We start from the raw sequence: 26,634 nt of genomic DNA, 5'->3' as shown, positions 1-26,634 counted from the left end.
CGTCTGTCCGCTCGGACGGAGGACAAAGGCCAGAATGACTAACCCTGTCTACGCCCGCCACTGGACCAACTGGGGAACCAACCAGGAATCGGTCGCCGACGTACTCACTCCCGCCTCCGCCGACGAGATCGCCGCCACGGTCACCGAGACCGCGGCGGCCGGCCGGCGGGTCAAGGTGGTCGGCAGCGGGCACTCCTTCACCGACATCGCGGTCGCCGACGACCAGCGCATGGTGCTGCACCGGATGAACCGGTTCGTGTCGATCGACGGCCCACTGGTGACCGTCCAGGCCGGGATGACGCTGCGAACACTCAACACCGTGCTGCACGGACACGGCCTGGCGATGCCGAACCTGGGCGACATCGACGCGCAGACCGTCGCCGGGGCGATCGCCACCGGCACCCACGGCACCGGCCTCGGCCACGGCACGATCGCCTCCTGCGTCGAGGCCGTCACCCTGGTCACCGGCCTCGGCAAGATCGAACGGTTCACGGCCGACGCCCCCGAACTGAAGGCGATCGGCGTCGGCCTCGGGGCGCTCGGCATCATCACCGAGGTCACCCTGCGGTGTGTGCCGGCGTTCACCCTGCACGCCGACGAACGGCCGATGCTGCTCACCGAGATGCTGGCCGGGCTCGACGAGTGGATCCCGGGCAACGACCACATCGAGTTCTTCTGGTACCCGTACACCGACCGCGGGCAGCTCAAACGCAACAACCGGGTGGACGTCGACGACCGGCCGCTCTCGAGGTTCCGCGGCTGGCTGGACGACGAGTTCCTGTCCAACACCGTCTGGCAGGGCGTCTGCAAGGTGGGCCAGCGGATGCCCCGCACGGTTCCGGCGCTCAACGGCATCGCGGCCCGGGCGCTGAGCGCGCGGGCGTACACCGGGCCGTCGGCCGGGGTCTTCTGCACGTCCCGCCGGGTGCGTTTCACCGAGATGGAGTACGAGATCCCGCGCGCCGCCCTGCCCGAGGTGCTCGGCGCGTTCCCGGCCCTGTTCGACCGTCTGCCGTTCCGGGTGCAGTTCCCGGTCGAGGTGCGGTTCACCGGCCCGGACGACCTGTGGATGTCGCACGGGTACGACCGCGAGTCCGCCTACATCGCCGTGCACCAGTACCTCGGCACCGAGTACGAGCCGTACTTCCGGGCCGTCGAGGAACTGTGCGCGGCGCAGGGCGGACGTCCGCACTGGGGCAAGCTGCACTACCGCAACGCCGCGTCGCTGCGCCCGGTGTATCCGAGGTTCGACGATTTCCTGGCGATCCGGGACAGGTTCGACCCGTCCCGGATCTTCGCCAATGCCTACCTGAACCGCGTGCTCGGCGAATAGCCCGTCACTCGGTCGCCGCGGCGGCCTTGCGGGGGGCCGCCCGCTTGGCCGGGGCGGCCTTCTTGGCGGCCGTCGTCTTCTTCGCCGCGGTCGTCGTCTTGGCCGCCGTGGTCTTCTTCGCCGCCGTGGTCCGCTTGGCGGCCGTCTTCTTGGCCGGGGCCGCACCGTCCGCCGCGGCCTTGGGCGCCGCCTTCTTGGCCACCCGCTTCTTCGGCGCCGGGCCCTTGGCCCGCTTGTCGGCGATCATCTCGGAGGCCTGCTCGAGCGTCAGGTCCTCCGGGGTCATCCCGCTGCGCAGGGTCGCGTTGTACTCCCCGTCGGTCACATACGACCCGAACCGGCCGTCCTTGATGACCAGCGGCCTCTCGGTGACCGGGTCGTTGCCGAGCTCCCGCAGCGGCGGCTTGGCAGCGCGCGCCTGCCGGGTCTTCGGCGCGGCCAGCAGCGCCAGCGCCTCCTCGAGCGTCACCGTGAAGAGCTGCTCCTCACCGGCCAGCGACCGGAAGTCGGAACCCCGCTTCACGTACGGCCCGAAGCGACCGTTGTTCGCCACGATCTCGTTGCCGTCGGCGTCCTTGCCGATCGTCCGCGGCAGCAGGAGCAGGCGCAGCGCCTCCTCCAGGGTCACGTCGTCCGGCTTCTGATTCTTGAGCAGCGACGCCTTGCGCTCACCACTCTGCACATACGGCCCGAAACGGCCGGACTTGAGCTGCACCGGCTCGCCGGTCGCCGGGTCGTCGCCCAGGCTGCGCTCGCCGCCACCGCCGAGGAACAGCTCGTCGACCTTCTCCGGGGTCAGCTCGTCCGGCGCGACACCCTCCGGGATGGAGGCACGGTCGCCGGGCGTGTCCTCGTCGGCGTCCGGCACCTCACGCTGCAGGTACGGCCCGTACTTGCCGACCCGGACCACGATCCGGCGGCCCTGCTCGTCGGCGAAGAGCGGGATCGAGTTGACCGAGCGGGCGTCGATCTCGCTGAGGTTCTCGGTGACCATCTTCTTCAGGCCGCCGGCCCGGGTGATGGCGTCGTCCGCGCCCGGCGTCCGGCTGCCGAAGTAGAAGGAGGTCAGGAAGTCCAGCTGGGTGTGGTCGCCGGCGGCGATGTCGTCGAGCTGGCCCTCCATCGACGCGGTGAAGTTGTAGTCGACGAGCCGGGGGTAGTGCCCCTCCAGCAGGCCGATCACCGCGAACGCCAGGAACGAGGGGATCAGCGCCTGACCGCGCTTCTCCACATAGCCCCGGTCCTGGATGGTCTGCATGATCGAGGAGTAGGTGGAGGGCCGGCCGATGCCCAGCTCCTCCAGCGCCTTGACCAGTGAGGCCTCGGTGTAGCGGGCCGGCGGCGAGGTGTGGTGCTCGTTGGCGGCCAGGTCGTCCGCGGTCAGCGGCTGGTCCTTGACCAGGTTGGGCAGCCGGCGCTCGGCGTCCTCGGCCTCGGCGTTCTCGTCGTCCGAGGACTCCACGTAGGCGCGCAGGAAGCCGGGGTCGGTGATGGTCTTGCCGGAGGCGCCGAAGTCGGCCTCCTCGCCCGCGGTGGAGACGGCCCGGATCCGGACACTGATCGAGTTGCCGACCGCGTCGGTCATCTGCGACGCCACGGTCCGGCGCCAGATCAGCTCGTAGAGCTTGAACTCGTCGCCGCGCAGCTCGTTGGCGACCTCACCCGGGGTCCGGAAGTTGTCACCGGCAGGCCGGATCGCCTCGTGGGCCTCCTGCGCGTTCTTCGCCTTGGTGGTGTAACGGCGCGGCTGCGGCGGAACGCTGCCCGGGCCGTACAGCTCGGCGATCTGACGGCGGGCGGCGGCCAGCGCGGTCTCGGAGAGGTTCACCGAGTCCGTACGCATGTAGGTGATGAAGCCCTTCTCGTACAGACTCTGGGCCACGCTCATCGTCTGCTTCGAGGAGAACCGCATCTTGCGCGCTGCTTCCTGCTGCAGCGTCGAGGTGATGAACGGCGGGTACGGCCGGCGGCGGTAGGGCTTCTCCTCGACCCGGGTGACCGTGAACGACTGGTTCTCCAGCCGGGCGGCCAGGCCCCGGGCACCGTCGCCGTCCAGCTGCACCGCGCCGGAACCCGGCTTGAGCTGCCCGGTCGTCGGCTCGAAGTCCTTACCGGTGGCGATCCGGTCACCGTTCAACGCGATCAGGGTCGCCGCGAAGGCGCGGGCGCCCTCGGACTGTCCCTGCACGGACAGGTGGGCCAGGATGTCCCAGTACTCAGCGGTGCGGAACGCCATCCGCTGACGCTCACGCTCGACCACGATCCGGGTGGCGACGGACTGGACCCGGCCCGCGGAGAGCCGGGGCATCACCTTCTTCCACAGGACCGGGCTGACCTCGTAGCCGTACAGCCGGTCGAGGATGCGGCGGGCCTCCTGGGCGTCCACCAGGGAACGGTCGATCTCACGCGGGTTCGCCACCGCGGCCTGGATCGCCGGCTTGGTGATCTCGTGGAAGACCATCCGCTTGACCGGGACCTTGGGCCGGATCGTCTCGACGAGGTGCCAGGCGATGGCCTCGCCCTCACGGTCCTCATCGGTGGCGAGCAGGATCTCGTCGACCTCGCGGGCCAGTTTCTTCAGCCGGGCGACCTGCTGCTTGCGCTGCTCGGAGACCACGTAGAGGGCGTGGAAGCCGTTGTCGACGTCCACACCGAGACGCGCCCACGGCTCACCCTTGTATTTCTCGGGGACCTCGTCGGCGTTTCTCGGCAGGTCACGGACATGGCCGATGGAGGCCTCGACCAGATAGTCGGGGCCCAGGTAACCGGCGATCGTCTTGGCCTTCGACGGAGATTCGACGATGACCAGACGCGTCGTCCTGGTGTCACTCGGCACGGCACTCCCACTTTTTTCGAGATCCACAGGCGCTTCTCCGACTCGCCCGGCTGAGCACGGACGTTCAACGTAACGCGCCGGACGAGCCCACATTCCCGGGTAACCCCGCAGTCGGATGGTAACGGCCCGGCCACCGCTTGCGTCCAACCGCGCCACCGTACACCGGGAAGACAGTGTCGTGTCGGACACAATCCCGGAAGATCACGCAGGTGCGCTGCCCGGCCAGAACTCCTCGGGCGCCGTCGAGGGCCGGTCTCCGACCAGCTCAGCGAGCCGTCGCACCCGTCGCCGGCCGTTGATCAGATACCAGCGGCCGTCGTCCGACACCCGCCCGGCGAGACCGGCCCGGACCAGCGCGGCGTCCACCGGCCGCGGATCCTGTTCCGGGTCCAGGCCCAGGGACCAGCCGCCGGCCCGGGGACCACCCGCGGCCGCCGCCCAGAGCCGCAGACGCGGGCCACTGAGGAAGAGCTGGGCGGCCGCCGCGGGCCAGGCCCGGGCAAGACCGTTCAACCTCCTGGAGTACGCCGTACGCACGTCGAACAGCGGGCGCGGCGGCTCCTCGGGAACCGTTCCGGCGCCCGTGCCACCGGGTTCCCCCTCGCCCTCCTGGTTGATCGACTCGCCGATCACCTCTGCCCCGACGGGGGGCCCGTCGTCGCGTACCCCGGAAACCGGAGCCCAGGTGGCGGTGAGGCCGCGCATGACCAGTTCGGCGACCACCGCGTGCACCCGCCAGGCGGCATCGACGCGGACCGTGACCCGCGCGGTCCCGCCCATCCGGTCCAGACGGCCGGGACCGGCCAGCAGACCGGCCAGATCAGCGGGCGACGGCTCGGAACTGTCCGCACCGAACATCGGCAGTTGGTGCCCGCCCGGCTCCCGGGGAGCGCTGCGCCGCGCCGGCTCGGCCGACGGCGGCTCCACCGCGGGTGGCAGCACCTCCCGCGGTATCAGCGGCCAGCCGGTCTCGCTCATGACAGTGCAACGATCACTGACACTCGGGCAGCTCGTCGAAGGCCTCCCGGAGCTCCACCGACTCCAGGCCGGCGATGTCCAGGCTGCTCTTCTCGTAGTCCGCGGTGAGCTGGTCGACGACCTTGCCGACCTGGTCGTAGAAGGTCGCGGTCGGGCGCGTCGCGAGCGACTCGATGCCGGTCCTGGCGTGGTCGTAGGCGTCCCGGATGCCGGCCAGCGAGCCGAGGAAACCCTCCGCGATGGCCGGTCCGTCGTCCACATCCGGGACACCGGCACGCTGCACGTCGGACCGTGCCTTCTCGCTCGCGGTCGCGGCGCCCCCGAAGAGCCGGGACAGGTTCTCCTTCGCCTGACTGGGCGAGGTCTCCGCGGTCATCTGCTGCTGGGTTCGGCTTGACAGGCTGTCGATCTCGCTCCGCCACGGACTCAGCGCGGTGCAGACCAACGCGGCCCACGCCTGGGGTCCGTGCTGGCCGGAACAAGCCGCCAGCGGCATCACGAGCACGAGGGCGAGTGCCAGGGAGATCGGTCGGACCGCGCGCATGGGAGCAGCGTACGACGATGGTCGTGAACTCCACACGCCTCGATCGAGTCATACCGGAAGGGCACCCGGTATTTCGCCGGGTGCCCTTCGTCACGCCGGGCGTTTTAACCGACGTTGTCCTTCACCCGGGAGGCCTTCGTCTCACGGGCGTCCTGCGCCGCCTTGGCGGTGTCCGCGGCACCGGCCGCGGTGGCCGCCGACGGGTCCTCGCCCAGGGCGACCGGCTTGCGCTTGCTCCAGATCACCGCGGCGGAGACGATCGCCACCGCCAGGACGGCGACGCCGATCCGCAGGCCGGTGTTCGCGTCCGGGCCGTAACTCCAGGCGACCACCGCCGGGGCGATCAGCAGCGAGACCAGGTTCATCACCTTGAGCAGCGGGTTGATGGCCGGGCCGGCGGTGTCCTTGAACGGGTCGCCGACCGTGTCGCCGATCACCGTGGCGGCGTGCGCCTCGGAACCCTTGCCGCCGTACGCCCCGTCCTCCACCAGCTTCTTGGCGTTGTCCCAGGCGCCACCGGAGTTGGCCAGGAACACCGCCATCAGCGTGCCGGCACCGATCGCACCGGCCAGGTAGGCCGCGAGCGCCCCCGGGCCGAGACCGAAACCGACAGCGATCGGGGCGGTGATCGCCAGCAGACCGGGGGTGAGCAGCTCACGCTGCGCGTCCCGGGTGCAGATGTCGACCACGCGGCCGTACTCCGGACGCTGGGTGCCGTCCATGATCCCCGGGAACTCGCGGAACTGACGCCGGACCTCCATCACCACCGCGCCCGCCGAACGGGACACCGCGTTGATCGCCAGACCGGAGAAGAGGAACACCACCGCCGCGCCGATCAGCAGGCCGACCAGGCTGCGCGGGTTGGAGATGTTGAGCTGGGCGAGGATCTCGCCGCCCACGTCCGGGACGTCGGCGTCGGCGAGCGCGCTGGCCAGGCTGTTGGTGTACGACCCGAACAGCGCCGTCGCCGCCAGCACGGCCGTCGCGATCGCGATGCCCTTGGTGATCGCCTTGGTGGTGTTGCCGACCGCATCCAATTCGGTCAGGATCTGCGCGCCGCGCTCGTCCACGTCGCCGGACATCTCCGCGATGCCCTGCGCGTTGTCCGAGATCGGTCCGAACGTGTCCATCGCCACGATCACGCCGACCGTGGTGAGCAGGCCGGTGCCGGCCAGCGCCACCGCGAACAGCGACAGGGTCAGTGACGTGCCGCCGAGCAGGAACGCGCCGTAGACGCCGGCGCCGATCAGCAGCGCCGAGTAGACCGCGGACTCGAGGCCGACGCTGATGCCGGCCAGCACCACGGTGGCCGCGCCGGTCTGCGACGACTTGCCGATGTCCTGCACCGGACGCTTCTCGGTCTCGGTGAAGTAGCCGGTCAGCGCCTGGATCGCGGCGGCCAGCACGATGCCGATCACCACGGCGCCGACCGCGACCCAGCGCGGGTCCTGGCCGCTGTCGATGACCTGCTGCTCGATCCGGTCGTCGTTGAATCCGTTGAACGTGGACGGCAGGTACAGGAAGCTGACCACCGCCACGATGATCGCGGAGAGCGCGGCCGAGATGTAGAACGCCCGGTTGATCGCGGTCAGGCCGTTGCGGTCGGTGGACCGCAGCCGGGTGATGAAGACGCCGACGATCGCGATCAGCACACCGACCGTCGAGATGATCAGCGGGAAGACCAGGCCGTCCTGGCCGAACGCGGCGTGCCCCAGGATCAGGGCGGCGACCAGGGTGACCGCGTACGACTCGAACAGGTCGGCGGCCATGCCGGCACAGTCGCCGACGTTGTCGCCCACGTTGTCGGCGATGGTCGCGGCGTTGCGCGGGTCGTCCTCCGGGATGCCCTGCTCGACCTTGCCGACCAGGTCGGCGCCGACGTCCGCGGCCTTGGTGAAGATGCCGCCGCCGACCCGCATGAACATGGCCAGCAGGGCGGCGCCGAAGCCGAAGCCCTCCAGGACGGTCGGCGCGTCGCTGCTGAAGATCAGCACGACCAGCGCGCCACCGAACAGGCCGAGGCCGACGGTGAGGAAACCGACGACGCCGCCGGTGCGGAACGCGATGCCCATCGCCTTCTCGCGGCCGCCGTCCGTGCCGGCCGCCGCGGCGACCCGCACGTTGGCCCGGGTGGCCAGCGCCATGCCCGCGCCGCCGATGAACGAACTGAAGATCGCACCGACGATGAAGAACAGCGAGCGCCCGATCCGTACCCAGACCTCGTTCTCGGTCGCGTGCACGGGAAGCAGGAACAGCAGCACCACCGCGATGACCACGAAGACGGCCAACGTTTTGAACTGCCGGAACAGGTAGGCCGAGGCGCCCTCCTGCACGGCGCCCGCGATCTCCTGCATCTTCTGCGTGCCGCGCTCGGTGCGCAGCACGGATTGGACGAACATCGCGGCGAAGCCGAGAGCGACCAGGGCGAAGACGATCGCGATGATCACGAATGAGATGTTGTCCCCGCTCAGGGACGCTCCACCGCCTTCAGCGGCCAGGGTTGTCGCGTTTCCGGGCATCCATGCCTCCTGTACACCGATGGCGCCCGGACGGTGGACGAGACCCCGGGCGCGTTCCCCGAGGAGCGGGGAACCAGCAGTAGCTGATGACTCGCGTACTGTAGCGGCCCCACGTGGTGATCGTCACACGTGCCACCAGCCGTGTCGCGGTGATGTTTGCCGTTGTGTTAGAGACCGACGGCAGACGGGCATAGCCCACAGTTGATCGCCCGACGAGTCCATCCTGTTCGTCGGGCGTGGTGGTGACAGGGTGAATCCCCGGCGGATCACCGCATCGGGGATCGGGAGATCAGCGGCGGCCGACCGGCCAGACCATCCGGACCTCGGTGCCCGGGCCGTCCTCCACCGGGCGCACCTGCAGGTCGTCGACGAACCCGGCGAGCAGGGCGAAACCCACGCCGGTGGTGAGCGCGTCGTCGGTCAGCGACTCGTCGGCCAGTTCGTCCGGCGGCAGCTTGGTCAGACCCACGCTCGCCTCGATCGGGGCGTGGTCGATGACCCGGACGGTGTACGAGTCCGAGTCGGACATCTCCACCGTGACCAGCTCGGACAGGTGGTACTGCCGGTGCAGGGTGACCGCACGCGTGCACGCCTCGCCGATCGCGAGCCGGACCTCGTCGAGCAGCTCCTCGGCGACCCCGGCCCGGCGGGCCACGGCGACGCCGACCAGCCGGGCGGTGCGCACATGCACCGGTGCCGGCGAGAAGGAGAGCCGAACCGTGGCCATCACGAAGCGGGACCGCTGCCGTCGCGTTCGGTGGCAGCCTCGACCGTCGGGAAGATCGGGAAGACCTGGTCCAGCGCGGTGATCCGGAAGATCTTCAACAACGGCTCCTTGGCGCACACCAGACCGAAGGTGCCGTGCGCGGTCCGCAGCCGCTTCAGGGCGCCGACCAGCACGCCGAGCCCGGTCGAGTCGAGGAACTCGACCCGCTCCAGATCGACGACCACATCGCGGGCACCGGCATCGACCAGCTCGATCAACCGCTCACGCAACCGGGGAGCGGTGTAAACATCCACCTCGCCACCGACCTCGAGCACAGTGTGCTCCGCGACGGTCCGCGTCGCCAGCGACAGCTCCATCGGTCCTCCTCCCTGATCTCCCCCGCGAAATCTAACCACCGACCGCGACCGCGCGACGCATGGCACCCACCGTCCTACCCGTTTGAGGTTCAGGGCATACCGGTGTCACAGTGCAAGGCGTGACCTCCACCGCCTTCGGTCCTGCTGAGCTGCTGCATCGGCTGCAGGCCCGCGGAACCGCTGCGGCGGTGTCGCCCATCACGCATGTCGAACGGATCCCCGCCCGGGCCGGGCGGACGGCGTCGTGGCCGACATGGACCGAACCCACCGTCCGCGACGCATTCGTCACACAGGGCATCGCCGAACCATGGCAGCATCAGGCGGCCGCCGCCTCCCTCGCCTGGGAGGGCACACACGTCGTGCTGGCCACCGGCACCGCGTCGGGCAAATCCCTCGGATACCAGTTGCCCGCTCTCAGCGCGCTCGCCAGGGACCCTAAGGCGACGGTGCTGTATCTGTCACCTACCAAAGCTCTGGCAGCCGACCAGTTGCGCGGCATCGCCCGCCTCGGGCTCGACGACGTGCGGCCCGCCACCTACGACGGGGACACCCCGCGGGAGGAACGCGACTGGATCCGCCAGCATTCGCGGTTCCTGCTCACCAACCCGGACATGCTGCACCACGCGCTGCTGCCGGGCCACGCGCGCTGGGGTGTCTTCCTGCGGCGGCTCAGCTACGTGGTGATCGACGAGTGCCACACCTACCGGGGCGTGTTCGGCTCGCACGTGGCGCACGTCCTGCGCCGGTTGCGCCGGGTCGCCAGCCGGTACGGCAGTTCGCCCACCTTCGTGCTGGCCTCGGCCACCTCGGGCGACCCGGCCGGCACCGCCGCCCGGCTGACCGGCCTGCCCGTCCGGGCAGTGACAGAGGACACATCGCCGCGCGGGCCGGTGACGTTCGCCCTGTGGGAGCCGCCGCTGCTGCCACCCGCGTCGTCCACCGACCCGGACACCGACTTCGAGGTCGAACTCCCGCCGATCCGGCGCTCCGCGCTACGCGAGACGTCCGACCTGCTCGCCGACGCGGTGGTGGCCGGCACCCGCACCCTGGCGTTCATCCGGTCCCGGCGCGGCGCCGAGGTGGTCGCCACGCTGACCCGCCGCGCCCTGGACGAGGCGGTGCCCGGACTCGGCGACCGGGTGGCGGCCTACCGGGCCGGCTACCTGCGGGAGGACCGGCGCAAGATCGAACGGTCCCTGCTCTCCGGGGAACTGCTCGGGCTGGCGTCGACGAACGCCCTCGAACTCGGCGTCGACCTGGTCGGCCTGGACGCGGTACTGATCTGCGGCTACCCGGGGACCCGGGCGTCACTGTGGCAGCAGGCGGGCCGGGCCGGGCGGGCCGGCGGCGAGGCGCTTGCGGTCCTGATCGCCCGGGACGACCCGCTGGACACGTACCTCGTGCACCATCCGGAGGCGGTCTTCGGCCACCCGGTCGAGGCGACCGTGCTGGATCCGCAGAACCCGTACGTGCTCGGCCCGCAACTGTGCTGCGCCGCGTCGGAGGCACCCCTGACCCCGGCCGATCTGGAACTCTTCGGCGGCGAGACGGCCGTCGCCGCGGCACTCGGACTGGTCGAGCAGGGGGTGCTGCGACGCCGGCCGTCCGGGTTCTACTGGACGCACCGCGGCCGTCCCGACGTGGACCTGCGCGGCACCGGCGGCAGCCCGGTGGCCGTGGTGGAGCAGGCGACCGGTCGCCTGCTCGGCACGGTCGACCCCGGCTCGTCGCACATGATGTTGCACTCCGGGGCGGTCTACCTGCACCAGGGCGTCTCGTACGTGGTGGACGACCTCGACCTGGAGGACGGCATCGCGCTGGTCCACCCGGAGGAGCCGGACTGGACCACGCACGCCCGCGACGTCACCAACGTGTCGGTGGTGGACGTCCGCTCGTACGTGGACGCCGGCCCGGTCGGCCTGTTCCTCGGCGAGGTCGACGTGACCGGCCAGGTCGTGTCCTATCAGCGCCGCCGGATCGGCTCCGGCGAGATCATCGACACCCGTCCGCTGGATCTGCCGGTCCGCGAGCTGCGCACGGTCGCGGTGTGGTTCACCGTGTCACCGGACGCCCTGGTCGCGGCGGGTGTCGAACCGGCCGACCTCCCGGGCGCCCTGCACGCCGCCGAGCACGCCGGGATCGGTCTGCTGCCGCTGATGGCGACCTGCGACCGGTGGGACATCGGCGGGCTGTCCACGGCGAACCACCCGGACACCGAGGCGCCGACCGTGTTCGTCTACGACGGGCATCCGGGTGGTGCCGGGTTCGCCGAGCGCGCCTACGGGGTGGCCGCGGAATGGCTGCGGGCCACCCGGGAGGCGATCTCGTCGTGCGGGTGCGAGACGGGATGCCCGTCGTGCGTGCAGTCGCCGAAGTGCGGCAACGGGAACAACCCGCTGGACAAGGCGGGCGCGGTCCGGGTGCTCGACGTGGTGCTCGCCGCCCTCGCGGACCAGCCCGCGATCCCGTCCCAGAAGTAGCCGCCGCCGTCACGTCCGGATCGGAGCGCTGACCGGCCCGGCACGGGCCGCCGCGGTGGCGAGCCAGCGGCCGGCCACCGGCACCTCGGCCCGCACCACGATCTCCAGTCCGCCGACCGTGCACGAGGTCATCCGCGCGCCGTTCGCCCGGACGTAACGGCCGGCGACCGCGCAGGCCACGGCCTCGCCCTCGACGGCGTGCACGGCACCGGCCAGGGCACCCAGATCGGCGGCGTTACGGGCCTGGTGCCGGGCGGTCCGCGCGGATCCGACGGTCGCGCCCGCCACCCCGAGCAGCAGCACGGTGAGCCCGACGGCCAGCACCAGGACCGACGCGGCCCCGCGGTCGGCGGTCACAGTCCCGCTCACGCCGCCACCTCGTCCGGTTCCCGGGCGGCGACCGCGCTGCCGCGTACCGTGACGGTGGGGAGTTCGGCGCCCACCAGCCGGACCCGGGCGGTCACCTCGACCGTCACCGTGTCCCGGCCGACGTCGGTCCGGACGTCCGCACCCGGCGGCGCGAACCGGGCCGCGGTCGACGACGGCTCACCCCGGGCGACGGCCAGCGCCACCTCCCGGGCCGCGTCGAGACACTGCATCCGGGTGCTCATCGCGGACATCGCCGTCATGCCGGCCAGCATCAGCAGCAGGAGCGCCGGCAGCCCGGCCGCGAGCTCGACGGTGAACGCACCCCGGTCCCGGCCGGGCCGCCGGCGCCCGATCACTTCAGCGCCCGCAGGACGATCGCGGTGATGGCCGCCGTCACGTCGCCACCGGTCACCACCCGGAACAGGACGGTGGCCAGGGCGCCAGCGGCCACGGTGCCGAGCGCGTACTCGACGGTGCTCATCCCCGTGTCGGACGCCTCGGTCCGCAGCCGCCGGTAGTTGGCGATGAGTGTGTACACATGAACCTCCTCCATGGTCGGTGCGCGCGTGGATGCCGCACCGGAGTTCGAGCGGGTCCCGGCGTCAGAAGACGCCGGCGAGCACCGAGATCAGGACCGGGACCAGGCCGGCGAGCATGAAGGCCGGCAGGAAACACAGTCCGAGCGGCAACACGATCAGCACACCGGCCCGCTGCGCCGCGGCCTCCGTCGCGGCGACCCGGTCGGCGCGCAGGTCACCGGCCAGACGTTCCAGCGCACCGGCCAGTGCACCGCCGCTGCTGCTGGACCGGACCGCCGCCGTGATCAGCCGGTCCGTACCCGGCACACCGGTCAGGTGCGCCCAGGCCTCGTCCGGTTCGGCGCCGAGCCGCAGCGACCGCGCGGTCCGGTGCAGGCGATCACCGAGCGGCCCGTCCAGCGCCTCGGCCACCGCGTCCGTCGCCCGGTCCACCGGGGTGCCGGAGCGCAGGGCCGCGGCCAGCAGATCGGCGCCGAGCGGGAGATCGGCGAGCGCCTGCCGGCGTTCCTGCCGGCCCGGGGCGGTCTCCCGGCCCCGGAGCAGACGTTCCGCCCCGACACCAGCCAGGACTCCCAGGGGTACGCCCCACAGGCTCCCCACCACACCCGCGATCGAGAGCCCGATCAGCACCGACAGCAGCACCCGGGTCCGGCGCCCGGTCCCGGCCGTCGACGCCGGCTCCGGGCGGATCAGCCGGAGCCGCCGGACCGCGCCGCCGCCCACCCGATGTCCCGCCCACGGCACGGCCAGCACGAACGCGGCCACCACCAGCAGCGCCGCGCTCACGTGGGCACCTCGAGCTCGCGCCGCTCCCCGGACGCCGGCGGCCGTTCGGATCCCGGCAGCGCCGCCTCGGATCGCATCGCCGGGCAGCCGCCCACCACAGCCGTCACGCCGAGCAGCGCCGCCACGCAGCACTCCCGCATCGGAACCCGCACCGGGCCGCCCTCCCGCAACAGGGCGGCCGCGTCGCAACCGGCGCTCACCGGCCCGCCCCCTGCGCGATCCACTCCGACCAGCCGAGGCCGCAGCACTGCAGCAGCACGGCCAGCACCGTGCAGCCCGCCCCGAGCGGCGTCCGCAGCAGAACGTGCACCGGATCCGCCCCGATCAGATATCCCAGTCCGATCCCGCCCACCGGCAGCACCGCGAGCATCGCCGCGGTCGCCTGCGTCCCGGCCGCCTGAGCAGCGGCGCTCGCCGCCGCCCGGTCCTCGGCCCGGGCATCCGCCTCGATCCGTTCCAGCAGATCCGCGGCGGGCGCGCCGGTCTGATCGGCGAGCCTCCACACCGCCGTGGTCAGCCGGTTCAGCCGGGCGTCCCGGTGGATCCCGCCCCCGTCCGCGACCACGGACGGGGGTATGCCGGCTCGCAGATCGGCCACCAGGGCACACAACGCGTCGAGCGATCCGGCCCGCTGCGCCGCCCGGCGACGGTGCTCGGCCCGGCGCGCCCACGCCCGGCCGGCCAGCGCCGCATAGGTGGCCGCGACCAGCGCGCCGACCGGCCCGCCCGCCAGCAGTGCCGGTCCCGCCGCGACACCGGCCGTCCCCAGCGCCGCACGCCAGGGCGGTCCGGCGACGATCCAGCCGGCTCGTATCCGCGGCACGTCGAACCGGATCGCCGGTCGCCGGCCGGCCAGGCGTTCCCGCGCCCGGCGCGACGGGACGGCCAGCACCACCACGACGAGCAGCAACGCCGCCACCACCAGCCAGGTCATGCCGGCCGCCCGGCACCCGGCGGCGGTTTCAGGACGGCCGGCACCGCGACACCGCGGGACAGCAGCAACCGGGCCAGCGCGGACGCCGCCGGGCCGGCCCCGTACTCCCGCTGCCAGGCCGGCACGACCGCCATCAGCCGTTCCTCGCCCGACGGCCGGAACACGCCGATCGACTCCAGCACCCGGCCGTGCCCGGTCCGGCGGACGTGCAGCACCACCTGCAGCGCGGCCAGCACCTGGGCGTGCAACGCGGCCCGGGGCAGCCCGCCGAGCAGCCCGAGCGCCTCCAGCCGGGCCGGGACGTCCTCGGGCGTGTTGGCGTGCAGGGTGCCCGCACCGCCCTCGTGACCGGTGTTCAGGGCGCCCAGCAGGTCGGAGATCTCCCCGCCGCGGCACTCCCCGATCACCAGCCGGTCCGGTCGCATCCGCAGCGCCTGCCGGACCAGGCCGGTCAGCCCGATCGCGCCCGCACCCTCCACATTGGCCGTCCGTGCCTGCAACGTCACCACGTGCGGGTGCACCGGCCGCAGCTCGGCCGCGTCCTCCACCAGCACGATCCGCTCGGTCGACGGGACCAGGCCGAGCAGTGTCGACAGCAGTGTCGTCTTGCCGCTGCCGGTCCCGCCCACCACCAGGTACGCCAGACGCGCCGCCACCACCGCGGCCAGCACCGGGCCGGCGGTCGGCGGCACCGCGCCGTTCTCGACCAGGTCACCGAGGCTGAACGGGCGCTGCCGGAACGTCCGCAGCGACAGGTAGGGCCCGTGGGTCGCCACCGGTGGGAGCACCGCGTGCAGGCGGGTGCCGTCCGGCAGGCGCGCGTCGGCGAAGGGTTGGCCGTCGTCGAGACGCCGGCCGCACGCGGCGACGAGGCGCTGGGCGAGGCGGCGTACGTCGTCGGGGCCGCCCAGGCGTACCGCCGCCCGTTGCAGTCCCGCACCCCGGTCCACCCAGACCTGCACCCCGTTGACCAGTACGTCGGTGACGGACGGATCGCACAGCAGCGGCGCCAGCGGACCGGCGCCGATGAGTTCGTCGCGGACCTGGTCGGCGAGCCGCAGCACGGCCGTGTCGCCGAGCACCCCGGTTTGCCGCCGGACCGCGCTGACCACCGCGGCCGGGGTGGCCGCCGAGCCGTCCTCCGCGAACTGCCGGCGCACCCGGTGCACGATCGGCGGGGTGCTCACGCGGGCACCTCCGCGCCGGTCCGCATCAGATCGTCGATCAGATGACGGCACAGTTCGGCGAGCGGTCCGCGTCCTCCGGCCGCCGGTGGGGCGCCGCTCTCGATCCCCACGCAGAGCGCCGGGTCGGGGCGCAACGTCCCGGCCAGGGGCAGCCCGAGTGACTGGGCGATCTCGCGCGGCCGCAGCTTGCCCGGGGCCGGGCCACGGACCACGACGGCCACGTTCGCGCAGTGCAGTGCGAGGGCCGACGCGGTCCGGGCCGCGGCCGCCGCGGCCCGCAGCTCCGCCGGGACGACCAGCAGCGCGCGGTCGGCCGTCTGCAGGGCGAGCACCGCCGCGTCGTCGAGCCGCCGGGGCAGGTCGGCGACGATCACGTCGCGTCCGCGGCGGGCGGCGTCGAGGCTGGCCGCCATCGCCTCGACCGGCACCCCCGGCAGTTCGCCCCGGTCGAACGAGAGGAGCACCAGGTCGCCCTGCCGGGGCAGGGCGCCGAGCAGGTCGGGCGGGTCGATCCGGCCGTCCGAGCCGACCAGGGCCGGCCAGCGCAGCCCGGCGGTCTTCTCCCAGCCGAGGAGCAGGTCGAGGCCGCCGCCGAGCGGGTCGCCGTCGACCAGGAGGGTCCGGTGGCCGGCGCGTACCGCGGTGGTGGCCAGGCCGGCGGCGAGGATGCTGGCGCCGGCTCCGCCACGGCCGCCGACGACCGCGCAGGTTCGGGAGACGGTGGCGGTGTCGGGCCGTTTCGCGAACTGGTCGACCACCCACGGCTCGGCGGTCGGCAGCACCGCCACGCGTTCCGCGCCGATCAGCGCGGCGAGCTCCCACGAGGACTCGTTCATCATGTGCTCGTGACCGATCATGATCACTCCCTCGCGGCGTGGCAGCCGGGTGCGCAGGCAGGCCGCGGCCTGGTCGGCGCCGATCACCACCAGGGTCGCCTTCGCGTAGTGGCCGAGCGCCGCCAGCGGATCCGGGGCGACGTCGACCTCGGTGCCGCCCGCCGCGGCGAGCCGGAGCAGGTCGTCGAGCAGGTCGGGGTCGGCGGTCAGGACGAGGGCGCGGCGCGGGGTGGGCATCACTGGCCTCCAGCGAGGACGGGCGGTTTCGCCAGTCACCCTCGCCGGACCCGGCACCGGCCGGCAATCGTCGTCGCCTCTGCCTGTGGACAACGCCGTCACCTGTGGAAAACCGCCGGACATCGCGGGAATCTGTTAACGGCCGGTCTCCGGCCGACGCGTATGAGACATGTCGCGTTGGGTATGTTGGTCCGGACACGGACCGATGGAGTTGGCATGGATTACTCGATCCAGACCTCGCTTGCCGACAACGGCGCGGTCACCGTCACCGTGCTCGGGGAGATCGATTACTCGAACACCGACGAGGTGGCGCTGGGCATTCAGGACGCGGTCGACGAATGGTCGCCGTCGCGCGTCCAGGTCGACCTGCGCGATGCGTCCTTCATCGATTCGACGGGTCTCGGTGCCCTGCTCGAGGGCTATCGCGCGGCGACCGACAAGGGAATCCCGTTCGTGGTGCTCAATCCGAGCGAAACGTTCCGGCGGGTGCTTGCCGTGACCGGCCTGTCCGATTTCTTCGGCCTGATCGACGCCGATGCACCGGCGCGCGAGGCGGAGCCGTCGCAGCAGGCCACCGGTTCCTGAGAGGGAACGACCCCCGTCGGGGGAGACGGGGGCCGTCCTGGGATTCGGCTCCGGGGGGGTCGAGCCGAATCAACCCGGTCATCGCGGGGGGCGCGATCACCGAGCGCTCATCACCGATGAAACGGTGGATCGGGTCACGAGAGGCGGCGACATTCCCGCCGCAAACACAAGTTTGCCTCAGAGCCCGCCTCGTCGTCGAGTACCGAATGTAGCCTGCGACGTCGTTCTTCGCCCGTCTGACCGCTTTCACAGCGCGTCATCATCGGCCACGCCGGACAGCCGGGACGACCGTTCTGCGCCACTTGCGGCTACACTTTCGGCCCGTGGGCCTCAGCGCCGCCTTTTTCGACCTAGACAAGACCGTCATCGCCAAGTCCAGTGCTCTGGCCTTCGGACGGCCGTTCTACCGTGATGGCCTGATCAGCCGCCGGGACGTGGTCAAGTCCGCTTATGCCCAATTGATGTTCCGGCTGGGCGGTGGCACCGACGAGCAGGCGATGGCACGCACGCGCGACTATCTCGCGGCCCTCTGCAAGGGCTGGCGTGTCGAGCAGGTGCAGCAGATCGTCGCCGAGACCCTCAACGACCTGATCAACCCTTATGTGTACGCGGAAGCCGCCGCACTGATCGCCGAGCACCAGGCGGCCGGCCGCGATGTCGTGCTCGTCTCGGCGTCGGGGGACGAGATGGTCCGTCCGATCGGCGCGCTGCTCGGCATCACCGACGTGATCGCCACCCGGATGTCGATCGTCGACGGCCGTTACAGCGGCGCGGTCGAGTTCTACGCGGCCGGTCCGGCGAAGGTGGTCGGGGTGCGTGAGCTGGCCGAGTCCCGCGACTACGACCTCAGTACATGCTTCGCCTACTCGGATTCCAGCAGTGACCTGCCGTTGCTGGAGGCGGTCGGCCATCCCAGCGCGGTGAACCCGGACCGGACGCTGCGCCGGGTCGCGCAGGAGCGGTCCTGGCCGGTTCTCGAGTTCCGGCATCCGGTGCCGCTCGGCCGGCGTCTGCGGGATCGGCCCGCGGTTCCGGTCGCCGCGGCGCTCGGCGTGGGTGTGGGTGTCGCGATCGGCTTCGCGCTGTACGGGCGGCACCGGCGGTCCCGCCCTCGTCCGGCCGCCCTGCTGTAAGGCTTCGACCAGGACGAATGGCATTGGTCTGAGTAATAGGGGTACGCCAGATTTGCCCCGCTGGGACCTGGCGATCACGGGCGAACGGGCGTAGAAAGGAGACACGGAAGCTCGACGCGAATCGGGCTCCGTGCACGGCCACCGGGAACCCACGCGCGATCAGCCACGGCAGGCACGTCGCGGCGGGACCTCTGCCGAGAGGCACGGGACTGTCGACGACGACTCAGGTGCACGCCTGATAACCCGGTCCGGACGCGCACAGCCGGCGCCCCTGCGGGGACGCCGGCTCTTAACTCTCTCGGTGCTACCGGTGCCGCGCGGCCAGATGACGGTTGCGGATCTCGTGGTACACCGCCCGGAACACCGTGGGCCGGGAGTGGAAATCGATCCCCTGCGCCCACAGCTCGGTGTTCACCGTCCCGCCGCCGACCCGTTCGAGCAGCACCGTCAGGCCACTCTGGATCGTCCACGGGCCGACCCGGTGGGTGGCCTCGTGCAGGTGGACGCCGGCCACCTCGGGCCATCGCATGGTCCGGGAGCGCACCAGCCCGCGGATGAGGACGCCGTGCGAGCTGAGGTAGACCCCGTGCTCGACGATCCGCCAGGCGCCGACCACCCAGACCGCGGCGAGCATCCCGGCGACCGCCCGGACCGCATGGCCGGCCAGGTCGAACTGCCGGATGGTGGCCCAGGTCAGCAGGCCGAGCGCGGCCGCCTCCCAGATGATGACGATCCACCGCCCGGTGCCGGGCGCGTACGGACGAATCCAGTCTCCACCCACCCGGAAAGTATGCTCCGTCTCAGGTCGCGGCCAATACTCCATCGCTGATGACCACTGCGTCACCGGCGGCCGCGGTCACCGCCGAGGCGTAGTGCCGCAGCCACGAACGGACCCCGTCGGGTGTCCCGGTGGCGTACGCGCCGGACGCTCCCACGTACTCCGGCTCGCGCTCGAGGTGGCCCACCTCGGCCGCGATCAGACCGCGCGGATCGAGTCCCCGGTTGATCAGGGTGAGCCGGGCCGCGGCCCGGGCCACCACGCCGGACGGCCCCGCGAACGGCCGCAGCGTCAGCAGTTCGGCGTGCACGACGGCGGCGAGCAGCAGCGGCGGGGTGGTGTCGTTGCCGGCGACGATGCGGGTCAGGGCGTCCACCCGGTCCGCGCCGGAGATCAGCCGGCCCAGGTCGTGGTCGTGCACCACCCCGCGGGCGGCGAGGACGTGCAGTTTCGCGAGGACCTGCCGGGGCGCGCGGGGCCAGAGGTCGACCAGCCCGCCGAGCGCCTCGGCGACGCGCAGCGAGCCCTGCACGACCGGGTCGGTGACCGTGCCGGAGCGCACCTCGTCGAGGTCGTAACGGCTGCCCTCCAGGGCGGCGCTGGCGACCGCGGCGCGCAGGCTCGCTTCGGCCGCGACCTGGCCGCCGTTGCGGCGCAGCGCGCGGTGCCGCATCGCCGCGTCCACCGATTCCCGGGCGCCGGTGAGGGCGGGCGCGACGTCGGCCAGGGCGAGCAGGGGAGCTAGGGGATCCACGTGCACACCGTATCCGGTAAAGCGCAGGAAACACGGGGTGCACAAATGAGATCGCAACTGGCAAGATTCGCGCAGTAGTGAGCAGTTTGCCGCCGGTTGGCGCGCGAACGGGGCCATCGGGCGCGGCCTGGTGCGCAACCCTTCGCCGAATCGCCCGGCGCAACTAGTGTGCAATCAAGAGAGACCCCGGTCACAGGCATTCCCGGTTCACGGCAAGGAGCCGCCCTCATGAGCGAGACCCTGGCGAATCTGTCCTCGGAGACGCGGCAGTTCCCGCCGCCCGCGAACATCGCGGCGGACGCCAACGTCACGGCCGAGGCATACGACGAGGCCACATCCGACCGGCTCGGCTACTGGGCGCGCCAGGCCGAGCGCCTCAGCTGGTCGAAGCCCTGGGACCAGGTCCTCGACTGGTCCCACCCCCCGTTCGCCAAGTGGTTCGTCGGCGGCGAGCTCAACGTCGCGTACAACTGCGTCGACCGGCACGTCGAGGCGGGACACGGCGACAAGGTGGCGATCCACTGGGAGGGCGAGCCCGGGGACACCCGCGCGGTCACGTACACCGAATTGTTGAAGCTGGTCTCGCAGGCCGCCAACACCCTGACCGACCTCGGTGTCGTCGCGGGCGACCGGGTCGCGATCTACCTGCCGATGATCCCGGAGGCGGCGGTGGCGATGCTCGCCTGCGCCCGGATCGGCGCCACGCACAGCGTGGTGTTCGGCGGTTTCTCGGTGGAGGCACTGTCCACCCGGATCCAGGACGCCGACGCCAAGGTGGTGATCACCGCGGACGGTGGTTACCGGCGCGGCAAGCCGTCGGCGCTCAAGCCGACCGTGGACGAGGCGGTGGCCCGCTGCGCCAGCATCGAGCACGTGCTGGTGGTCCGCCGCACCGGCCAGGAGGTCGCGTGGACCGGGAAGGACAAGTGGTGGCACGAGACCGTCGAGCAGGCGAGCCCGGAGCACAAGGCGCAGCCGTTCGACGCCGAGCACCCGCTGTTCATCCTCTACACCTCGGGCACCACCGGTAAGCCCAAGGGCATCCTGCACACCACCGGCGGATACCTGACGCAGACCTCCTACACGCACCACGCGGTCTTCGACCTGAAGCCTGCGACCGACGTCTACTGGTGCACCGCCGACATCGGCTGGGTGACCGGCCATTCCTACATCGTCTACGGGCCGCTCTCCAACGGCGCCACCCAGGTGATGTACGAGGGAACGCCGGACACCCCGGATCGCGGGCGGTTCTGGCAGCTGGTCGACAAGTACAAGGTGTCCATCCTGTACACCGCCCCGACGCTGATCCGCACCATGATGAAGTGGGGCGACGACATCCCGGCCGGGTACGACCTGTCCTCACTGCGGATCCTGGGCAGCGTCGGCGAGCCGATCAACCCCGAGGCCTGGATGTGGTACCGGGAGAACATCGGCCGGGAACGCGCGCCGATCGTGGACACCTGGTGGCAGACCGAGACCGGTTCGATCATGATCTCGCCGCTGCCCGGGGTGACCGCCACCAAGCCCGGCTCGGCGATGACCCCGCTGCCCGGCATCAGCGCCGACGTGGTCGACGACCAGGCGCAGTCGGTGCCGGACGGCGGTGGCGGCTTCCTGGTGCTGCGCGACCCGTGGCCGTCGATGCTGCGCACCATCTGGGGTGACGACCAGCGCTTCCTGGACACCTACTGGTCGCGGTTCGGCGCCGGGGCCGGCCAGGGAGACGAGTGGATCTACTTTGCCGGGGACGGCGCGAAGAAGGACGAGGACGGCGCGCTCTGGCTGCTCGGCCGGGTCGACGACGTCATGCTGATCTCCGGGCACAACATCTCCACCACCGAGGTGGAGTCGGCGCTGGTGTCCCACCCGTCGGTGGCCGAGGCGGCGGTGGTCGGCGCGACCGACCCGACGACCGGTCAGGCGATCGTCGCGTTCACCATCCCGCGCGGCAACGTGGACACCGCGGGCGACGCGGGCGAGGCGCTGATCAAGGATCTGCGCAACCACGTGGCGAAGACGCTCGGACCGATCGCGAAGCCGCGGCAGATCATGCTGGTGCCGGAGCTGCCGAAGACCCGGTCCGGCAAGATCATGCGCCGGTTGCTGCGGGACGTCGCGGAGAACCGTTCACTCGGCGACGTGACGACGCTACAGGACTCGGCCGTGATGGACCTGATCTCCACCGGTATGAAATCCACCAAGTCCGAAGACTGACGTCGGTATATAAAGCCTGGCGACGCCCATGTGTCGCCGGGCTTTAGTCCTAAATGCCAGTTCTTGCATTATGCTTCGTCCATATCAGGTAACTGTTGTTCATCAATCTTGATCCACCCTCGCGCACATCAAGGCGTTTGCATACGTTCACCTTCAGTCCCGAACCACGGGGCCGTTTGACGCCGGACCGCTGCCACCCAGCGCCCGGCCGAAAAAACGGAGGTAAACGTAGTGCGCAAGGTGGTCGTGGGACTACTCGGCGCCGCGGTCGTGACCAGTGTCGGAGCCATGGTTCCGGCAGTGGCCCAGGCCGCGCCGCCGGTGGACCCTTCTCCGGCCGGGCAGGCCGCGGAACAAGCACCGGTCGATGACCTGCCGAACCCCCTCGAGGACAAGCGCCGCGCCCTGCGCGAGCAGGCCGTTGCCGAGGTTGTCAGCGGCAAGTCCAAGGTCGAGACGAGGAACGGCAGCAAGGTCGTCAACCTCGGCAAGACCTACGGCAAGGGCGGTTTCGGCCACCCCGGAAAGAACCAGTACGTCGAGCTCGAACGGCAGAGCACCGACCGGATCTTCGTGATCCTGACCGAGTTCGGCAACGAACGGCACCCGGACTTCCCGGACAAGGACACCAACCCGACCATTGCGGGACCGTCCACGTTCGAGGGCCCCGCGGTCAACGCGATCCCGGAGCCGGACCGGAAGGTCGACAACTCGACCATCTGGCAGAAGGACTACAACGCGGACTACTTCCGGAAGCTGTACTTCGGCACCGGCAAGGACACCGAGTCGGTCAAGACCTACTACGAGACGCAGTCCTCCGGGCGTTACAGCGTCGACGGCGAGGTCACCGACTGGGTCAAGGTCCAGTACAACGAGGCCCGCTACGGGCGCTCCAACGACGTCGCGACCGACGCCAACGGCGACGACCCGGCCGTCTGCGCGAGCAGCACCTGCCAGAACACCTGGGCGCTGGTCCGCGACGCCGCCAACCAGTGGGTCGCCGACCAGAAGGCGCGCGGCCTGACCGACGCCGAGATCGCGGCCGACATGAAGTCGTTCGACCAGTACGACCGGTACGACTTCGACGGTGACGGCGACTTCAACGAGCCGGACGGCTACATCGACCACTTCCAGATCGTGCACGCCGGTGGCGACCAGGCCGACGGCGACCCGAACCAGGGTGAGGACGCGATCTGGAGCCACCGGTGGTACGCGTACGCCACCGACAACGGCCGCACCGGCCCGACGGGCAACCTGCTCGGCGGCACCCAGATCGGCGGCACCGGCATCTGGATCGGTGACTACACCATCCAGCCGGAGAACGGCGGCCTGAGCGTCTTCGTCCACGAGTACGGCCACGACCTCGGCCTGCCCGACGACTACGACACCAGCGGCCTCGGCGACAACAACAGCGAACACTGGACGCTGATGGCGCAGAGCCGGCTCAGCGCGGCGAAGGACCAGGGCATCGGCACCCGGCCGGGCGACCTGGGCGCCTGGAACAAGCTGCAGCTCGGCTGGCTGAACTACGAATCCGTCAAGGCGGGCGCCAAGAAGGTCGTCAACCTCGGTCCGGAGGAGTACAACACCAAGAAGCAGCAGGCCCTGGTGGTGAACCTGCCGGACAAGCAGGTCACCCGCGACCTGGGTGCGCCGTACGCCGGCAGCAAGCAGTTCTACTCCGGCAACGCCGACGACCTGAACGTCTCGCTGTCCACGTCGATCGACCTGACCGGCAAGTCCACCGCGGGCGTCACGCTCAAGGGCCGGTACGGCATCGAGATCGACTACGACTACCTGTACTTCGAGGCGTCCACCGACGGTGGCACGAGCTGGACCCGACTGGACGGCACGGCCGCCGGTCAGCCGTTCATCAAGGACGGCAGCGGCAGCCCGGCGATCAGCGGCTCCAGCGACGGTGCCTGGGTCGACATCGAGGTGCCGCTGGACGCGTACGCGGGTCAGGACATCGACTTCCGCCTGCACTACGTGACCGACGGTGGTGTCTCCGAGGGCGGCTTCTTCGGTGACGAGCTGACCGTTACCGCCGACGGTGTCGCCACGACCGACGGTGCCGAGGGCACCTCGACCTGGACCGCCGACGGGTTCTCGATCGTCGGCGCGACCGCGACCGACACCTACCCGCACTACTACATCGCGGGTTACCGGAGCTACACCTCGTACGACAAGTACCTGCAGACCGGCCCGTACAACTTCGGGTGGGTCGCCACCAAGCCGGACTGGGTGGAGCACTACAACTACCAGACGGGGCTGCTGATCTCGTACTGGGACACCTCGCAGGTCGACAACAACACGAACGAGCACCCGGGTTCGGGACGCAACCTCTACATCGACGCGCACCCGAAGCCGCTGATCAACCCGACCGGCGTTCCGTGGCGTTCTCGTGTCCAGGTCTACGACGCGCCGTTCAGCCTCTACCCGACCGACGGGATGACGCTGCACCTGAACGGGGCGAAGTCGGTCATCAAGCCGCAGCTCGGTGACCCGGTCTTCAACGACAAGGACAAGTACTTCTACGACGAGCTGCCGAACCACGGCGTCAAGCTGCCGGCGGTCGGCGTCAAGATCGCGGTGCTGAGCCAGCTCGGCACGGCGATGACGGTGGCGGTCTCCTGATCCACCGTCGCCGTCTCTGATCCATTGTTGATGGTGCGACGCCCGGGGCCCTACTCCCCGGGCGTCGTGCTGTCTCCGCCTCTGTTTCCTCATGACGGGAACCGATGAACGTCGCGATTCGTCCCACTCTCAAGGGATTTCGAGGGAAGGATTGGCTGATGCGCGAGCAAGTCACGGTTCGGATCGGTGTCGCCATGGCGGCCGGAGCGATCGTCGCGGGATGTGCCACGACCGGTCCCGGCTCGTCGGCCTCTCCAGCGCCGTCCGCCGTCGCCCCGTCATCGTCCGGCCTCTCCCCGGCGTCCCCTCCGTCCCCTTCGACGGTCCTGCCTTCGGAGCCGTCCCCGTCGACGATCCAGCCCTCCGGCGCCGGGACCGCGAAGCCGCCCCGGGAACCCACCGACAACCTCCCCACGACCGGCTGGGTGGCCGGCATGGTCACCCAGGGGGGTAAAGGTCCGTGCTACGGCCTGATCGCCGACGACGGCACCCGGTACGCGCTCTACGCCACCGACGGCACCGAACTGGTCAAGGGCGACCGGGTCCGCGTTCAGCTCGCGACCACGATGATCCGGATCTACTGCGGTCCGGGCATCCTGATGGCGATGACGGACTCCGCGACGATCCAATGATCACGACCAGGTTCCTCTTCGCCACTGCGCGTCCTCACCCGAGACTGCTGCGCCTAGGCTGATCGCATGGACGAATCGGTCGTACTCACGGAAGGGCCGTGGAGTCACCGCTTCGTCGGCGCCAACGGCAGCCGGTTCCACGTCGCGGAGGTCGGCACCGGGCCGCTGGTGCTCTTCCTGCACGGCTTCCCGGAATTCTGGTGGGCCTGGCACGACATCATGGTCCGCGTTGCGGACGCGGGCTTCCGGGCGGCGGCCATCGATCTGCGCGGTTACGGCGCGAGCGACAAACCTCCTCGGGGGTACGACGGATACACGATGGCCGCTGATGTCACCGGACTGATCCGCGCTCTCGGCGAACGATCGGCGACCGTGGTCGGTGCCGGGGCCGGCGGCATGATCGGTTGGGCGGCCGCCTCGTTCCACCCCAAGCTGGTCAACCGGCTCGTGGTGCTCGGCGCCGCCCACCCGCTGCGCCTGCGCGCCGCCCTGTTCGCCGACCCGCGCGGCCAGTTCGCCGCCTCGTCGGCCATCCTCCGCTTCCAGGTGCCGCGCTTCGAGCACGTGCTGACCCGCGACGACGCCGCCATGGTCGGCGAGCTGATGACACACTGGAGCAGCCCGCGCTGGGCGGCGACCGAGGAGTTCGCGGACTACTCGATGCGCTGCCGGCAGGCGATGCAGATCCCGCAGGCGTCGTTCTGCGCCCTGGAGGCGTACCGGTGGGTGGCCCGCAGCGCGCTCCGCCTGCAGGGATACCGGTTCGTCAAGCTGATGCAGAAACCACTGAGCACACCGACGCTGCAGTTGCACGGCGCGTTGGACACCGCGGTGCTGCCGCGGACCGCGCAGGGCTCCGGGCGTTACGTCACCGCGCCGTACGAGTGGCGGCTGATCCCGGACACCGGTCACTTCCTGCATCAGGAGGCGCCCGATGTGGTGACCGGCGAGATCCTGCGGTGGCTCAAGACCCCCACTTAGGTCTCGACTACCTTAAGTGATCTTTAATTGATCTAGCCAACCGGCGACCACCGGCCTATTCTTCCCGACGGGTGCGATGGTAACGCTCCCATTCATCACTTACCGTAATCACTTCGGAAGAGATGACCCGACCACTCCCCCGCCCGGCCGGACGCCCGCGTCCGAACCGCCGGGCACCGGTCACCGGCCGGCGACGCGTCCCCACCTGCGCCGGCCGCGACACCGGAACGACCGTCGTCCCACCCGGCGTGACCCCTAC

General features: G+C 70.9%; 24 protein-coding genes. 8 read left to right on the top strand and 16 right to left on the bottom strand.

All coding sequences use genetic code 11. From position 1 onward, the window contains the following. Positions 1-34: 34 nt before the first annotated feature. On the top strand, positions 35-1,333 hold the full coding sequence (locus WH85_RS05235) for a D-arabinono-1,4-lactone oxidase (RefSeq protein WP_045740526.1): 1,299 nt from the start codon (positions 35-37) through the stop codon (positions 1,331-1,333). 4 nt (positions 1,334-1,337) lie between these two features. Here the strand turns inward: WH85_RS05235 and topA are convergent, their stop codons facing one another. The 6 genes from topA to WH85_RS05205 form a co-directional block, all read right to left on the bottom strand. Further along, positions 1,338-4,169 (bottom strand): type I DNA topoisomerase, encoded by a 2,832-nt coding sequence (gene topA / locus WH85_RS05230; RefSeq protein ID WP_045740525.1) that lies wholly within the window; start codon positions 4,167-4,169, stop codon positions 1,338-1,340. A 201-nt stretch (positions 4,170-4,370) separates the two neighbouring features. Continuing rightward, positions 4,371-5,147: a hypothetical protein gene (locus WH85_RS05225; protein ID WP_045740524.1), complete on the bottom strand. Its 777-nt coding sequence runs from the start codon at positions 5,145-5,147 to the stop codon at positions 4,371-4,373. A gap of 13 nt (positions 5,148-5,160) precedes the next feature. Then, positions 5,161-5,691, bottom strand: coding sequence for a hypothetical protein (locus WH85_RS05220; RefSeq protein ID WP_045740523.1), 531 nt, complete (start codon positions 5,689-5,691; stop codon positions 5,161-5,163). Between the two features lie 104 nt (positions 5,692-5,795). Then, positions 5,796-8,210 (bottom strand): sodium-translocating pyrophosphatase, encoded by a 2,415-nt coding sequence (locus WH85_RS05215; RefSeq protein WP_045740522.1) that lies wholly within the window; start codon positions 8,208-8,210, stop codon positions 5,796-5,798. Between the two features lie 289 nt (positions 8,211-8,499). Continuing rightward, positions 8,500-8,940: an ATP-binding protein gene (locus tag WH85_RS05210; protein WP_045740521.1), complete on the bottom strand. Its 441-nt coding sequence runs from the start codon at positions 8,938-8,940 to the stop codon at positions 8,500-8,502. Further along, positions 8,937-9,293, bottom strand: coding sequence for an STAS domain-containing protein (locus tag WH85_RS05205; protein WP_045740520.1), 357 nt, complete (start codon positions 9,291-9,293; stop codon positions 8,937-8,939). The genes WH85_RS05210 and WH85_RS05205 overlap by 4 nt, the downstream gene beginning before the upstream one ends. Before the next feature lie 110 nt (positions 9,294-9,403). Between WH85_RS05205 and WH85_RS05200 the strand changes: the two genes are divergently transcribed. Then, positions 9,404-11,773, top strand: coding sequence for a DEAD/DEAH box helicase (locus tag WH85_RS05200; protein ID WP_157410787.1), 2,370 nt, complete (start codon positions 9,404-9,406; stop codon positions 11,771-11,773). A 9-nt stretch (positions 11,774-11,782) separates the two neighbouring features. Here the strand turns inward: WH85_RS05200 and WH85_RS05195 are convergent, their stop codons facing one another. From WH85_RS05195 to ssd, 8 genes are all read right to left on the bottom strand, one after another. Then, positions 11,783-12,142: an Rv3654c family TadE-like protein gene (locus WH85_RS05195; protein ID WP_245673827.1), complete on the bottom strand. Its 360-nt coding sequence runs from the start codon at positions 12,140-12,142 to the stop codon at positions 11,783-11,785. Next, positions 12,139-12,498, bottom strand: coding sequence for a TadE family type IV pilus minor pilin (locus tag WH85_RS05190; RefSeq protein WP_045740518.1), 360 nt, complete (start codon positions 12,496-12,498; stop codon positions 12,139-12,141). The genes WH85_RS05195 and WH85_RS05190 overlap by 4 nt, the downstream gene beginning before the upstream one ends. Continuing rightward, positions 12,495-12,680 carry a DUF4244 domain-containing protein gene (locus WH85_RS05185; protein ID WP_211275283.1) on the bottom strand — a complete coding sequence of 62 codons (186 nt, stop codon included), beginning with the start codon at positions 12,678-12,680 and terminating at the stop codon, positions 12,495-12,497. Before WH85_RS05185 ends, WH85_RS05190 begins: the two co-directional genes overlap by 4 nt. A gap of 64 nt (positions 12,681-12,744) precedes the next feature. Next, complete coding sequence (locus WH85_RS05180; RefSeq protein WP_045740516.1) at positions 12,745-13,467, bottom strand: type II secretion system F family protein; 723 nt, start codon at positions 13,465-13,467, stop codon at positions 12,745-12,747. Further along, a complete protein-coding gene (locus WH85_RS50025) occupies positions 13,464-13,667 on the bottom strand; it encodes a hypothetical protein (RefSeq protein WP_045740515.1) in 204 nt (67 codons plus the stop codon). The genes WH85_RS05180 and WH85_RS50025 overlap by 4 nt, the downstream gene beginning before the upstream one ends. Continuing rightward, positions 13,664-14,401 (bottom strand): hypothetical protein, encoded by a 738-nt coding sequence (locus WH85_RS05170; RefSeq protein WP_052720168.1) that lies wholly within the window; start codon positions 14,399-14,401, stop codon positions 13,664-13,666. Before WH85_RS05170 ends, WH85_RS50025 begins: the two co-directional genes overlap by 4 nt. Next, positions 14,398-15,588: a TadA family conjugal transfer-associated ATPase gene (locus WH85_RS05165; protein ID WP_045740514.1), complete on the bottom strand. Its 1,191-nt coding sequence runs from the start codon at positions 15,586-15,588 to the stop codon at positions 14,398-14,400. Before WH85_RS05165 ends, WH85_RS05170 begins: the two co-directional genes overlap by 4 nt. Next, a complete protein-coding gene (gene ssd, locus WH85_RS05160) occupies positions 15,585-16,634 on the bottom strand; it encodes a septum site-determining protein Ssd (protein ID WP_045740649.1) in 1,050 nt (349 codons plus the stop codon). The genes WH85_RS05165 and ssd overlap by 4 nt, the downstream gene beginning before the upstream one ends. A gap of 243 nt (positions 16,635-16,877) precedes the next feature. Here ssd and WH85_RS05155 point away from each other — a divergent pair, with 243 nt between their 5' ends. Continuing rightward, the gene (locus tag WH85_RS05155; protein ID WP_045740513.1) at positions 16,878-17,246 is read left to right on the top strand and encodes an STAS domain-containing protein; all 369 of its coding nucleotides are present in this window, start codon (positions 16,878-16,880) and stop codon (positions 17,244-17,246) included. Between the two features lie 323 nt (positions 17,247-17,569). Then, positions 17,570-18,379: an HAD family hydrolase gene (locus tag WH85_RS05150; protein ID WP_045740512.1), complete on the top strand. Its 810-nt coding sequence runs from the start codon at positions 17,570-17,572 to the stop codon at positions 18,377-18,379. A 304-nt stretch (positions 18,380-18,683) separates the two neighbouring features. On the opposite strand, the gene WH85_RS05145 is transcribed toward WH85_RS05150, so the two are convergent. Together WH85_RS05145 and WH85_RS05140 are read right to left on the bottom strand one after the other, a co-directional pair. Continuing rightward, entirely contained in the window at positions 18,684-19,160 is a 477-nt protein-coding gene (locus WH85_RS05145; protein WP_157410786.1) for a PH domain-containing protein, read from the bottom strand. 19 nt (positions 19,161-19,179) lie between these two features. Beyond that, entirely contained in the window at positions 19,180-19,917 is a 738-nt protein-coding gene (locus WH85_RS05140) for a Fic family protein (protein ID WP_045740510.1), read from the bottom strand. A gap of 222 nt (positions 19,918-20,139) precedes the next feature. Between WH85_RS05140 and acs the strand changes: the two genes are divergently transcribed. The 4 genes from acs (at position 20,140) to WH85_RS05120 (ending at position 26,375) form a co-directional block, all read left to right on the top strand. Then, a complete protein-coding gene (gene acs, locus WH85_RS05135; protein WP_045740509.1) occupies positions 20,140-22,125 on the top strand; it encodes an acetate--CoA ligase in 1,986 nt (661 codons plus the stop codon). A gap of 246 nt (positions 22,126-22,371) precedes the next feature. Further along, positions 22,372-24,762, top strand: a complete 2,391-nt coding sequence (locus WH85_RS05130) for an immune inhibitor A domain-containing protein (RefSeq protein WP_045740648.1) — start codon at positions 22,372-22,374, stop codon at positions 24,760-24,762. Between the two features lie 158 nt (positions 24,763-24,920). Further along, positions 24,921-25,394, top strand: coding sequence for a hypothetical protein (locus WH85_RS05125; RefSeq protein WP_045740508.1), 474 nt, complete (start codon positions 24,921-24,923; stop codon positions 25,392-25,394). Positions 25,395-25,460: 66 nt separating this feature from the next. After that, entirely contained in the window at positions 25,461-26,375 is a 915-nt protein-coding gene (locus tag WH85_RS05120) for an alpha/beta fold hydrolase (protein ID WP_045740507.1), read from the top strand. Positions 26,376-26,634: the final 259 nt, after the last annotated feature.

Source organism: Actinoplanes rectilineatus (genome assembly GCF_000962825.1).
GTDB classification, from domain to species: domain Bacteria; phylum Actinomycetota; class Actinomycetes; order Mycobacteriales; family Micromonosporaceae; genus Actinoplanes; species Actinoplanes rectilineatus.
This window is presented reverse-complemented; position numbering and strand designations above follow the sequence as displayed.

Excerpts from the sequence above, each read along its gene's own strand:
- WH85_RS05235 (WP_045740526.1), top strand. The coding sequence starts at position 35 with ATGACTAACCCTGTCTACGCCCGCCACTGGACCAACTGGGGAACCAAC.
- WH85_RS05225 (WP_045740524.1), bottom strand. The coding sequence starts at position 5,147 with ATGAGCGAGACCGGCTGGCCGCTGATACCGCGGGAGGTGCTGCCACCC.
- WH85_RS05220 (WP_045740523.1), bottom strand. The coding sequence starts at position 5,691 with ATGCGCGCGGTCCGACCGATCTCCCTGGCACTCGCCCTCGTGCTCGTG.
- WH85_RS05215 (WP_045740522.1), bottom strand. The coding sequence starts at position 8,210 with ATGCCCGGAAACGCGACAACCCTGGCCGCTGAAGGCGGTGGAGCGTCC.
- WH85_RS05205 (WP_045740520.1), bottom strand. The coding sequence starts at position 9,293 with ATGGAGCTGTCGCTGGCGACGCGGACCGTCGCGGAGCACACTGTGCTC.
- WH85_RS05170 (WP_052720168.1), bottom strand. The coding sequence starts at position 14,401 with ATGACCTGGCTGGTGGTGGCGGCGTTGCTGCTCGTCGTGGTGGTGCTG.
- WH85_RS05155 (WP_045740513.1), top strand. The coding sequence starts at position 16,878 with ATGGATTACTCGATCCAGACCTCGCTTGCCGACAACGGCGCGGTCACC.
- acs (WP_045740509.1), top strand. The coding sequence starts at position 20,140 with ATGAGCGAGACCCTGGCGAATCTGTCCTCGGAGACGCGGCAGTTCCCG.
- WH85_RS05125 (WP_045740508.1), top strand. The coding sequence starts at position 24,921 with ATGCGCGAGCAAGTCACGGTTCGGATCGGTGTCGCCATGGCGGCCGGA.
- WH85_RS05120 (WP_045740507.1), top strand. The coding sequence starts at position 25,461 with ATGGACGAATCGGTCGTACTCACGGAAGGGCCGTGGAGTCACCGCTTC.